Source organism: Mesorhizobium sp. CNPSo 4688 (assembly GCF_057784295.1).
In genome coordinates this window covers 472,530-484,557 of sequence record NZ_JBWLUY010000001.1, presented here as the reverse complement: position 1 = coordinate 484,557, position 12,028 = coordinate 472,530, and the positions used below count along the sequence as shown (strand labels likewise).

Annotated in this window: 10 protein-coding genes; 5 read left to right on the top strand and 5 right to left on the bottom strand. The window is 63.3% G+C overall.

The window, feature by feature from the left end; genetic code table 11:
* Nucleotides 1-123 precede the first annotated feature (123 nt).
* Both AC04SH_RS02500 and AC04SH_RS02495 read right to left on the bottom strand, forming a co-directional pair.
* On the bottom strand, nt 124-1,407 hold the full coding sequence (locus AC04SH_RS02500) for a M23 family metallopeptidase (protein ID WP_488573811.1): 1,284 nt from the start codon (nt 1,405-1,407) through the stop codon (nt 124-126).
* A 144-nt stretch (nt 1,408-1,551) separates the two neighbouring features.
* Nucleotides 1,552-2,019 carry a peroxiredoxin gene (locus tag AC04SH_RS02495; protein ID WP_192253484.1) on the bottom strand — a complete coding sequence of 156 codons (468 nt, stop codon included), beginning with the start codon at nt 2,017-2,019 and terminating at the stop codon, nt 1,552-1,554.
* A gap of 95 nt (nt 2,020-2,114) precedes the next feature.
* Here AC04SH_RS02495 and AC04SH_RS02490 point away from each other — a divergent pair, with 95 nt between their 5' ends.
* Entirely contained in the window at nt 2,115-5,498 is a 3,384-nt protein-coding gene (locus AC04SH_RS02490) for a hypothetical protein (protein WP_488573810.1), read from the top strand.
* Between the two features lie 36 nt (nt 5,499-5,534).
* Here the strand turns inward: AC04SH_RS02490 and AC04SH_RS02485 are convergent, their stop codons facing one another.
* Nucleotides 5,535-6,071, bottom strand: a complete 537-nt coding sequence (locus AC04SH_RS02485) for a GNAT family N-acetyltransferase (RefSeq protein WP_488573809.1) — start codon at nt 6,069-6,071, stop codon at nt 5,535-5,537.
* Between the two features lie 115 nt (nt 6,072-6,186).
* Nucleotides 6,187-7,440, bottom strand: a complete 1,254-nt coding sequence (gene tyrS, locus AC04SH_RS02480) for a tyrosine--tRNA ligase (RefSeq protein WP_488573808.1) — start codon at nt 7,438-7,440, stop codon at nt 6,187-6,189.
* A gap of 267 nt (nt 7,441-7,707) precedes the next feature.
* On the opposite strand from tyrS, the gene AC04SH_RS02475 reads away from it, so the two are divergent.
* The 4 genes from AC04SH_RS02475 to AC04SH_RS02460 are packed head-to-tail and all read left to right on the top strand — an operon-like array spanning nt 7,708 to nt 11,310.
* Complete coding sequence (locus AC04SH_RS02475) at nt 7,708-8,442, top strand: glycosyltransferase family 2 protein (RefSeq protein WP_477340405.1); 735 nt, start codon at nt 7,708-7,710, stop codon at nt 8,440-8,442.
* Entirely contained in the window at nt 8,435-8,767 is a 333-nt protein-coding gene (locus AC04SH_RS02470; RefSeq protein ID WP_488573807.1) for a lipid-A-disaccharide synthase N-terminal domain-containing protein, read from the top strand. The genes AC04SH_RS02475 and AC04SH_RS02470 overlap by 8 nt, the downstream gene beginning before the upstream one ends.
* A 33-nt stretch (nt 8,768-8,800) precedes the next feature.
* Entirely contained in the window at nt 8,801-10,444 is a 1,644-nt protein-coding gene (locus AC04SH_RS02465) for an ArnT family glycosyltransferase (protein WP_488573806.1), read from the top strand.
* Nucleotides 10,441-11,310: a phosphatase PAP2 family protein gene (locus tag AC04SH_RS02460; protein WP_488573805.1), complete on the top strand. Its 870-nt coding sequence runs from the start codon at nt 10,441-10,443 to the stop codon at nt 11,308-11,310. The genes AC04SH_RS02465 and AC04SH_RS02460 overlap by 4 nt, the downstream gene beginning before the upstream one ends.
* 40 nt (nt 11,311-11,350) lie before the next feature.
* On the opposite strand, the gene AC04SH_RS02455 is transcribed toward AC04SH_RS02460, so the two are convergent.
* Complete coding sequence (locus tag AC04SH_RS02455) at nt 11,351-12,001, bottom strand: FMN-binding negative transcriptional regulator (RefSeq protein ID WP_477232779.1); 651 nt, start codon at nt 11,999-12,001, stop codon at nt 11,351-11,353.
* Nucleotides 12,002-12,028: the final 27 nt, after the last annotated feature.

Below are 12,028 nucleotides of genomic sequence, written 5' to 3'. Positions count from 1 at the left end.
GCATTCACGCCGGAGAGGCGTGGCGGACTGTCACGGCGCCAGGATAGCGCGACGTCCGAACGCGAAATTCAGTGGTGCAGGGTGCCTGACGAAGAGCTGGCACCAACCGGGTCGCTTTGATCCTCAGAGGTACTGCTCGACCTTCTTGCCCACGGTCAGGAAGCGGAGCGGGTCGATGGCCTCGCCATTATGGCGGACTTCATAGTGCAGATGCGGGCCGGTGGAGCGGCCGCTGCTGCCGGTCTTGCCGATAGTGTCGCCGGCGGCGAGCTTCTGCCCGACGGCCACATCGATTTCGCTCAAATGGCCATAGCGGGTGGCAAAGCCATTACCATGGTCGACCTCGACCATGCGGCCATAGCCGCCGTTCCAGCCTGCCTTGGTGACGACGCCGGCCGCCGTGACCTTGGCCGCCATGCCGATCGGTGCGCGGAAATCCATGCCCGAATGCAGGGCCGCGGTGCCAAGGATCGGGTCGGTGCGCACGCCAAACGGGCTGGTGACGGAGTGGCCAGGGGCGGGGTTGGCGAGCGGCAGCCGCCGCGCCTCTTTCTTCAACTGGTCGAGCGTATCCAGCGCCTCGTCGAGTTCCTTGACCTTGCTGTCGAACATCATCGAGGAGTCCAGCGGGATCAACGGTCCGCCGACATCGCTTTCGTCTTTGCCGAAATCGCTGTCGACCGGCAGGCCGGCTGCTTCCAGCGCCTGGGTGATGGCATCCGCGCTCTTGTAGGCATTGTCGGCAAGCGTGGCGATACGGGTGAGCTGCTGGCTTTCGATGGCCTTCAGCGAATCGTTGATCGAGACGAACAGTTTGTCGGCACGGTCCGCCGCCGTTTCGCTGGGCAGCGGATCGGAGCGGGTCGACCACAAAGAGAACGGCCTGGTATCGGCCGAACCGAGGCTGGCGACCGAATAGGCCAGGGGCGCGTTGCCGGTCAGTTCGGCATGCTCGTCGGGCTTTGCTGCCGCTGCCGCATCAGCGGTTGGCGGCGTTCCGACTTCATTTTCCGCCCGTTCGAGGATCGGCCCGAGGCGGCCATGGCGTTGGCTGAGCTGGCTCTGCCGCTCGAGCAGTTCGCTGACCTTGGTTTCCATCAGTTTCTGGTCGAGAAGCTGGCGGCTGGTGATGCGGTCGACCTGGGCGCGCAATGCCGAGATGCGATCCTCATAGGCCTGCTGCATGCGCGCCTGCCGCGCCGTGGTGGCGCCGATCAGATCGTCGCGCAGCACCAGGTAGGAGGTTGCCAGCAGATAGCCGATGGCGATTGCCGCCAGTGCCGAACCAAGAAAGGCGACGAGCCACGGACGGATGGTGAAATGTCGGATTTCATTGCCCCGCGCAATGATGACCGTATGGGGCTCCTTGCGTCTGCCGAAGACCGCTGACTGACCGGTTGGGTTCACGGGACCAAGCTTTCATTACGACACCAACGAAGCCTGATTACACATTATTAGGGTTAACAAAGCTTTGCCGTGGGTGCCGGCCGGTAAGGATTGCGCGCGAAACGAGTGGCGGGTTGCGGGCAGGGTGGTGAGATCGGCGGCGTGTCAGAGCGCGCGCACCGCCTCCAGCACCGCTTCGGCATGACCTTTTACCCGGACCTTGCGCCAGATGCCGGCGATCCGGCCATCCTTGCCGATCAGGAACGTCGCTCGTTCGACGCCCATATAGTTGCGGCCATACATCGTCTTTTCGACCCACAGATTGTAGGCCTCGATCACTTTGCGCTCCTCGTCGGCAACCAGGTCGACGGTGAGGTCGTATTTGGTTTTGAATTTGTCGTGCTTCTTCACGCTGTCAGGCGATAGGCCGATCACGACGGCGCCGGCCTTTTCGAACTCCGGCTTCAGCTGGGAAAAGCTGATCGCCTCGTTGGTGCAACTTGTGGTGTCGTCCTGCGGATAGAAGTAAAGTACGACGGGTTTTCCCCGCAACGCGGCAAGGCTGAGCGAGCCGCCGCCATCGCGCGGCAGGTCGAATTGCGGAGCAGCGTCGCCAATGTCGAGATCAGCCATATCGATGCCCTTGTTTGAGGTTACGCGCCAGGCTGCATCGTTATAGTGTCGAGCGGGGATTCGTCCACGATCGAATTCGTACAACGGAAAATTGCGTGGATCAGGAAGAACCGCAGCACGAGAAAATCCGGTTCAGGCGTGACGAGATCACCGACCTGGGGACTTTTCCGTCTGCCTGCAGTGTGCCGCCGCTCGGCAAGGCGCGGATCGGCCGTGGCTTTCGCATCCTTGCCCGCCTGTTTGCCGGCGTCGCGGCCCTGGTGCTGCTGGCCGCCACCGCTGTCTATGTCATCGGCGCCACCGGAATCGGCAGCGAGCGGCTGCGGGCGGAAGCCGAAGCGGCGATCGAGAAACTCGCCGGTTTCGACGTCAATGTAGCCGTCGGCCCGGCCCGGCTGACACTGGACGGATCGAGCTTCATTGCGCTGCAGGTCAAGGACGTCAGCGTCAAGACCGCCGACGGCAAGCCGATGGCCGACGCCGGGCGTGTGCGTTTCGGTATCCGGCTGATACCGCTGTTCTCGGGCGAGGTGCGGCTGACCAGCGCCAGGATTTCCGACGCCCACATTGTCACCGCGGCAATGCCGTCGGGCGGCGACTGGACAGCCGAGCTGCGCAATCAAGACGGCCTCATCGATCCGGAAAAGCTGGCCGCCGCTGTCTTCGGTCACGTCAACCATGCGCTCGATGCCGTGCGCGAGGATTCGATGCGCCGGATCGATCTCAAGAATGTCGAGTTCGAACTGCCCGAGGCCGGCTCGGTCAAGCTGGTCAACATCACCAATGCCACCGTGCTGCAGTCGGGCCCGGGCAGCATGGAGTTCTCCTCCGAGGCGGATATCGATGGCCGGGCGCTCACGGTCACCGCTGCCGCCACCCGCGATACGACCTCCCTGCGGGTCACTGCGTTGAATGCGGCCGTCGACATGGCGGCCATTCCAGAGACAACGCCAGAGGCCGGTGGGAAAACCGGCGCGATCGCTTTGAAGCTGACGGGGACCGAAGGCTCGGGCGAAAGCGATTCCCGGCTGACGGCCTCGCTGTCGCTAACCGGCTCGGTGCTCGACCTCGGCACACGCGGGCTGTTGCCGGCCGATGTCGATGTCGACGCCACGCTTGTCTCCGGATCCAACAAGATCGATGTCGGCAGGCTGGTTTTGAAGACCGGCCGTTCGACGTTCAATTTCGCCGGCTCGATCGGGCCCAAGCCGGCGACCGGCGCCGCCGGTGAGGAGCCTTCCTATCGCTACGACCTGACCAGCGACGGCTCGACGCTGGCGCCGGCGGAATCGCCCGAGCCGGCGCTGAATTTCTTCGCCCGCATCGCCGGCGTCTATCAGACGAGGAGCCATAAGCTCGTCGCCGAGCAGATCGGCATCAGGTCGGGATCTGGCAGCGAGGTGCTGGGCACAGCCGCACTTGCCTTCATCGACAACGGGCCGCCAGGCATTTCGCTGTCGCTCAACGTCCACGACATGCCGGTCTCACACGTCAAGCAATTGTGGCCCTGGTTTTCCGCCAAGAATGCCCGGCTGTGGGTGCTGCAGAACCTGTTTGGCGGCCGTGTCGTCGACGCCAGCCTGCAGTTCCAGGTCGTGCCGGGGCGGCTCGGCAATGGCGTGCCGCTTTCTGCTGACGAGGTGTTCGGCCGGTTTCAGGTCGAAGGCTCGCGCTTCGACACGGCCGGCCGCATCCCGCCGATCCGCGACGCCGTCGGCGAGGTTTCCTTCCATGGCAATAATGTCGACATCGCGCTGTCCTCGGGCAGCGTCTACATGCCAAGCGGCCGCACCGTGGCGGCAAGCAATGGCACGCTGTCAGTCAAGGCGGCGAACCACCCGCCGGTGATCGGCGCGCTCGACATCGACGTCGCCGGCGAGGCGCCGGCCATCGCCGAGCTCGCCTCCTACGAACCGATCAACGCCATGCGCCATGTCGGTATTGCGCCGGACGACCTGTCCGGCACAGTGACCGGTCACGTCAAGGCCGACATTCCGCTGCAGTCCGGTGTCGACACCTCGAAGCTCGATTGGCTGGTGACGCTCGACTACAAGGACCTGTCGCTCGCCAAGCCATTCGAAGACCAGACGATAACCGAGGCCGATGGTTCGATCGAAGTCGGACCCGACAAGGCGGTGATCTCGGCCGACGCGAAGCTGAACGGCATTCCGGCTGAACTCGATCTGGTCGAGCCGCTCGGGGATGACGGACCGCCGCGCAGCCGCAAGGTGGCGCTTGTGCTCGACGACAAGACACGCGCCACCGCCATGCCTGGCCTGTCGCCGCTGATTTCGGGAACCATCAAGGTGGCGATCGACAAGAGCGGCGACGGCAGCCAGAACGTCGCGGTCGACCTGACCAGCGCCAGGCTGGACATTCCCTGGGCAGGCTGGAGCAAGGGGCCGGGGATTCCGGCCAATGCCACTTTCACTATGGCGAAGTCGGGCGATACGACAACGCTGTCCGACTTCGACCTCGACGGAAAGAGCTTTTCCGTCGAAGGCGATGTCGTCCTGGTCAAGGGTGCGCTGTCTTCGGCGCGCTTCAGCAAAGTCGCTTTGAACAGGGGCGACGACGTTGCGGTGACGGTGAAGCGGTCGGGCAAGGGCTTTGCGGTCGATGTCAGCGGCAATGCGCTCGACGCCCGCTCGCTGATCAAGCAGTTCACCTCCGACGTCGATACCGCCACCAAGACCACAGGCACGGATGCGGTTTCGGTCAGCGCCGATGTCACTTCGCTGACCGGGTTCCACGACGAGGTCCTGTCCAATCTGAAGCTCGACTACAGCGCCGCCGGCTCCAAGGTGAACGGGCTCAAGGTCAGCGCCACGGCAAGTTCGGGTGCTGCCATCACCATCAGCAACACGGCAGGCAACGGCGTGCGCGCGCTCAACATGAAGTCGGCCGACGCCGGCGCGATATTGCGCTTCCTCAACATCTACGAACACATGGAAGGCGGCTCGATCACGCTGGCGCTCAGCGGCGCGGCCGACGGGCCGATGCGGGGTCAGGTCGACTCAAGCAACTTCTTCATCGTTGACGAACCGAAGCTCGCTTCGATCGTATCGACCACGCCGGTGGGCGACAGCCGCAGCCTGAACGAAGCGGTCAAAGGCAAGATCGACACTTCGCGGGTAAAGTTCGAGCGCGGCTTTACCGAGATCGACAAGGGAAGCGGTTACCTGAAGCTGGCCAACGGCGTCCTGCGCGGCCCACGCATCGGCACCACGTTCCAGGGCACGCTCTACGACCAGAACAACAATATGGACATGACCGGCACGTTCATGCCGGCCTATGGCCTCAACCGCATCTTCGGCGAATTGCCGCTGGTCGGCGCGCTGCTCGGCAATGGCCGCGACCGCGGCCTGATTGGCGTCACCTACCGGCTCAAGGGCAACGCCAACAAGCCGGTGCTGGACGTCAACCCGCTATCGGTGATCGCGCCGGGCATTTTCCGGTCGATCTTCGAATATCGCTAGTCTAGCACGAACAGTCGCCGAAAGGCCGATTCGATTCTAGGCGGGTGCACGTTCGCCCTGACCACGTTCACGCTCAAGGCCTGGTGGGGATTTTCGTGCAGTCATCCGTCCTATCGGGCGACGTTCCAGGATCACCAGTTGTTGCATCGGTCGCCGCTTGAAGAAGGAGATGATGCGCGCCATGCTTCCCATCAGATGGTTGCGCCGTACCTTCGCTGGGGCCTCTCGTAGCTGGATTTGCTCGAAGCCCCATCGTGAATAGGCGTTGGCGTTGGGCACGGCCGTGATCAGCCAAATGGGCTCTTGATCGTCGGCAAGCAGCGTATCGATCAGCCTCGAAGCGATTCCACGGCTTCGCGCTTCCTTGGTGACGACGAGCGAGCCGAGTTCGCGCGAGCCATCACTATGTTTGCGGATTTGCACCGCACCGATGACGCGGCCCTTGGCTACCGCAACCATAAAGTTGGGCCAATTGATGCCCGTTGGGTTCAGACGCTCAGAACGCACCAATGCGCGAATTGCCTGGTGGTCCCGCTCCGTCGCGCGACGAACGACAACAGCCAATTGATCCATGGATTCGCCTCCTGTACCGCGCTCCGGTCGCGCTCGGCGGCAGGAAGTAGCAAGAGGGGTGTTTCAACCGAATGTCGTTACGGCCGCGCTTGTGTTTCCTCCTGATGCTGTCCGGTCACACCGGTCGCACAAGCACGTGTTTTTTCTTGCCCACTGAAAGCTTTACGACGTTTGCCGGACTGAGATCCTGAGGCGTCACCATCCGCCGGTCGTCCGCCACCGGCTGGTCGTTGAGGCGCACGGCGCCGCCCTGGATGTGTCGCCGCGCCTCGCCATTGGATCCGGCAAGGCCCGCGGTGACCAGCAGCGACAGGATGCCGATGCCGGCTTCGAGCGCTGCGCCGTCGACCTCGACGGTCGGCAGGGTTTCGGCGGTCACGCCTTCCTCGAACGTCTTGCGCGCGGTCTCCTCCGCCGCTTGTGCCGCTTCGCGGCCGTGCACGATCGCCGTGGTTTCCGTCGCCAGCACCTTCTTGGCCTCGTTGATCTCGGAGCCACCAAGGGCGGCCAGCCGCGCGATCTCGGGCAGCGGCAAGCGGGTGAAGATCTTCAGGAAGCGCTCGACGTCAGCGTCCTCGGTGTTGCGCCAGTACTGCCAGAAATCATAGGGCGAGAAGAGGTCGCCATTCAGCCACACCGCGCCCTTGGCCGATTTGCCCATCTTGGCGCCCGACGACGTCGTCAGAAGCGGCGTGGTCAGCGCGTAAAGCTGCGGCGTGCCCATGCGGTGGCCGAGATCGACGCCGTTGATGATGTTGCCCCACTGGTCCGAACCGCCCATCTGCAGCCGGCAGTCATGGCGGCGGCTGAGTTCGACGAAATCGTAGCCCTGCAGGATCATGTAGTTGAATTCGAGGAAGGACAGCGACTGTTCGCGCTCGAGCCGCAGCTTGACGCTGTCGAAGGTCAGCATCCGGTTGACCGAGAAGTGGCGGCCGACATCGCGCAGGAACTCGACATAGTTGAGCTTCATCAGCCAGTCGGCATTGTTGACCATGATGGCGTCGTTGCCGGTGTCACCGAAGCGCAGGATGCGGCCAAAAATGCGCTTGATGCCTTCGATGTTGGTGGCGATCGCCTCCGGTGTCAGAAGGCTGCGCTGGTCGTCGCGGAAGGACGGGTCACCGATCATCGAGGTGCCGCCGCCCATCAGCGCGATCGGCCGATGGCCGGTCTCCTGCATCCAGTAGAGCATGGTCGCCGAAATCAGATTGCCGATGTGCAGGCTGGTCGCCGTGGCATCGTAACCGACATAGGCGGTCACCGTTTCCTTCGCGAAAAGTTGATCCAGCCCGGTTTCGTCCGAGATCTGATGGATGAAACCGCGCTCGCTCATGACGCGCAGGAAATCGGATTTGAAGGCAGACATTGTTTCTTCCTGAAAGCGCCGGACCCCAACTGCCCGGCGTGATACGAACGCGGGCGTTTAGCATCCAAGCGGCCGAAGCAAAAGTGGTTTCCGGTTTGCGTCCGCTGAGACGGCATATGCTGGGCTGCCGCGCGCGCTTGCTTCATCGTGCGGGCTGGCGTAATGAGGCGCCGCGCCAACGGGTTCACGCAACCTTCGATCCGCTGGAACGGCACCGCACGGCATCCGCCAAAATGCCATATCCTGTGACAGAGCCCGACGCGACATATGCCGGACGCATTGATATCCATCGTCATTCCTTGCCGCAACGAGGCGGCGAACCTGCCGCTTCTGATCGATGAGATCGAGGCCGCGATGACCGGACGCGACTTCGAAATCATCGTCGTCAATGACGGTTCGACCGACGATACGGCTTCGGTGCTTGCCGCCGAGGCGGCCAAACGCCCGTTTCCGCTTCGTCAACTGCGCCACGAAAAATCCGCCGGCCAGTCGCTTTCGGTGCGCTCCGGCGCCTGGGCGGCGCGCGGCGCCATCGTCGCAACCATCGATGGCGATGGCCAGAACGATCCCCAATATATCCCCGTGCTGGTCGACGCGCTGCGCAAGGCCGGGCCTGATTTCGGCGCCGCGCAAGGGCAGCGGCTGAAGCGCCGCGACAGCAAGATCAAGCAGTTGGCGTCGCGTTTCGCCAACTGGCTGCGTGGCGCGATCCTGCATGACGACACCCGCGACACCGGTTGCGGCCTGAAGGCGATCCACACCGATATCCTGCGCAAACTGCCGTTCTTCGACGGCACGCATCGCTTTGTTCCGGCGCTGGTCATCCAGGAAGGCTACCGCGTCGTGCACTGCGACGTCGTCGACCGTTCCCGCCGCCACGGCAAGTCGAATTACGGCATCTTCGACCGCGGCCTGCAAGGCGTGCTCGATCTTGCCGGCGTCTGGTGGCTTCGGCGCAGGCGCCGCAGAATGCCAAAGGTAGAGGAAATCACGCATGGCTAACGTGTTTCAGGAACTGGCGACCTGGCTGCACCAGGTTTTCATCAAGCAGTTCGACGCCTGGATCCTGCTCGGCTTTGTCGCCCAGTTCTTCTTCACCATGCGCTTCGTCGTGCAGTGGCTCGCGTCGGAAAAGGCCAAGCGCAGCGTCGTGCCGGTCGCTTTCTGGTTCTTTTCGCTGTTCGGCGGCGGCCTGCTGCTGATCTATGCCATCGTGCGCCAGGACCCGGTGTTCATCGCCGGCCAGGCGATGGGCATGTTCATCTATGTCAGAAATCTCTGGCTCATCGCCAATGAGCGCAAGGCGGCGATGACCAAGGTCGACTGAAGAGTCTGGTCAAGGCGGGATCCGGTGGTCGCAATGAACAGGAACTACGTCCTGCTTTTCCTGTTCAGCCTGTTGCTGACGGCCAGTGGGCTGGCTTCGTTGCCGCCGATCGATCGCGATGAATCGCGTTTCGTCCAGGCCACCAAGCAGATGGTCGAAACCGGCGATTATGTCGACATCCGCTTCCAGGACATGTCGCGCTATCAGAAGCCGGTCGGCATCTACTGGCTGCAATCGGCGGCCGTGACGCTGAGCGGCGAGGGGGCCGGGGCGCCGATGTGGATCTATCGCCTGGTCTCGGCGCTGGGCATCGCCATTGCCGTGGTGGCGATCGCCTGGACAGGCACCAGTCTTTTCGGCGCCAATGCCGGCCTCGCGGCCGGACTGATCATGGCAGCAATCTTCGCCACCGCCTTCGAAGGCCGCGACGCCAAGACGGACGCCATGCTTTTGGCCAGCTGCGTTGCGGCGCAAGGCGCCCTGGCGCGGATCTACACCGCCTCGCGCCGCAACGAACCGGTGGCCGCCCATCTCTGGTGGATATTCTGGGTGGCGCAGGGCATTGCGATCCTGATCAAGGGACCGATCGCGCCTCTGTTGTCGGCGCTGACAGTTGCGGCGCTGTTTGCTTTCGAGCGCGATGGGCGCTGGCTGAAAAACCTGAAAGTCGGCCGCGGCCTTTTGATCATGCTCTTGATCGCACTGCCCTGGCTCGCGCTGATCACCTGGAAGAGCCATGGCGCCTTCCTGCAGCAAGCGGTCGGCAAGGACATGCTGGGCAAGGTCGCCTCACGCGAGGAATCGCACGGCATTCCGCCCGGTTTCTATGCGCTGACCTATTCGCTGTTCATGTGGCCGTTCGGACTGATCGCCGTCGGTGCCGGGCTGCAGGCGCTCAACCGCCTGCGCGACGATCCGCGCCTGCGCTTTTGTCTTGCCTGGTACATCCCGTTCTGGCTGGTGTTCGAGCTGATCCCGACCAAGCTGCCGCATTATGTGCTGCCGGCCTATCCCGGCATGGCGCTGCTGGTCGGCTGGCTTCTGACCCTGCAGCCGGAGGACGCCAATGCGCCGCTCAAGCGCTGGCAGTCATGGCTTTGGTGGTCGACCGCCTTCGGTCTTGGCCTGGTCAGCATCGGCCTGGCCGTTGTCTCGGTTGGCGCGCCGATCTATCTCGCCAAGGCATTCTCGTGGTGGAGCATTCCGGCCGCCCTTGCCGCGCTCGTCACCGGCTATCTCGCCTTTCCCCGCCGGTTGCAGGTGCCGCTCCCCCGCATCGGCGCGATTGCTGCCGGCGCCGGCATCACCCTTGGCTTGCTGTTCGGGATGATTGCGCCGTCGCTGAAGCCGATCTGGCTGAGCCCGGCGATCAAGGCCGCCGTCGACGCGAACCGTCCCTGCGACACGACCGTGCTTGCCTCGGCGCCCTATCACGAACCGAGCCTTGTCTTCCTGGTCGGAACCAAGACGATCCTGACCGATGTCGACGGCGTTGCCGGACACCTGCTCGGTGATCCCGCCTGCGCGCTCGGGCTGGCGCCTGTCGCCGACGAGAAGAAGCTGAACGACATGCTGGCCGCGCAAGGCAAGACGGCCAACCGCCTGGCCGAGATCGACGGCCTCAATTATTCCTCGGGCGACAGGCTGTCGCTTGGCCTCTACCGGGTGGCCAAGTGAAAACCCCCGTGACGCCATCTGTGGTGTTTCGTCGGTCGCGCGACAATCTCCTCGACACGATGCGCATCGTGCGGCGGCGCCTGGCGACGCGCCCGGCCCACTACCCGAAAATCCTGTGGTCGGTCTGGGCTGTGGCCTGGCTTTTGCTGACGATCACGGTCTCGATTCGTTTCGACGACGCAGCAGGAGCGATGGTGGGGCGGTGGTCGCCCGACTTCAAACGCTTCACCGAATTTTTCACCGTCTTCGGCCTGGGCGGCTGGTATCTCATCCCGTCGGCAGTGGTGCTGCTTGCGGCGAATCTGACGGATTGGCGCAGTCTTTCAAGGCGCGCGCGGATGACCCTCTACAACTGGACCTCTTTTGCTTTCATAGTGGTGGGCTCGATCGCAGCGTCCGCTCTGGTCGTCAATGTGCTGAAATATGGCGTCGGAAGAGCCAGGCCGATGAATTTCAGCAAGCTCGGCGATCTGTCGCTGCATCCTTTTGCCATGGAGGCGAGCTTTGCCAGTTTCCCGTCGGGCCATGCCACGACGATGGGCGTCATTTTCGGACTGGCGTTGCTGATGTTACCACAGCGCAAATGGATGTTGCTGGCCGTGACCCTGGCCATCGCGTCGACCCGGATTTTTGTCGGCGCACACTATCCGAGCGACACCGTCGCTGGCTTCGGTCTCGGTTGTGCCGTTGCCATCGCTACCGCGCTGGTCTTTACACGGCTGGGGTTTATCTTCCGCCACACGACAAACGGATTGCCGGTTCCTAAAACGACGTTCCGGCTGTTCCGGCGGGCTCGCAAACGAGACCGCAACGGTGCACCGCGGCAAACGAATCCCGGCATTGGGGCAACCCGGGCAAACCCTTGAATTGCCTGCGCCCTTGCATCCAGCGATATAGCCGCTGCGGCTATTGGCTGTCGATGCCGCCCCAGCTCCGCACCAGCCGGGCCATGTCGGGCGCGCCGGCGGCTTCCTTCTCCAGCCCTTCGGCGACACCGACGCGATCAGCGACAGGGCGGTTCTGGCTGACCTTCCACTTGCCGCTGATCTCGGCGATCTCGATCTCCAGCCCGATAATGCCTTTGATCTGCGACTGGATGAAATTTGGCGGCGCGTCGGTCACCGCCCAGGGCGCCTCACGCGCGCCTTCCTGCGACAGCGTCAGATCGGAAATCTGCTGTGCGATCCAGGCGGAATCATCAATCACTTTGACCGTTCCGCGCACCTGGACGATGGCGTAGTTCCAGGTCGGCACGACTTTACCGGTTTCGCGCTTGGTCTCGTACCAGGACGGCGTCACATAGGCGTCGGGGCCCTGGAAGACGACCAGCACAGGCGATACCGGATTGTCGGCGAGCAGGCGCCATTGCGGGTTGGCCTTGGCAAGGTGTGCGCGCAGCTTGCCGTTCGGCCCCACGTCGGCGTCGAGCAGGAACGGAATGGCGTTGGCGATGGGGCCGTCCTGTCCATTTGAAATCAGCAACCCCAGCGGATGGGCGCGGAGCAGGCCGTGCAGGACGTCCTGGCGCGTCTCTATGAAATGAGGAGGTTGATACATGATCGGTCACGCCTTCTTCGGCTTCCT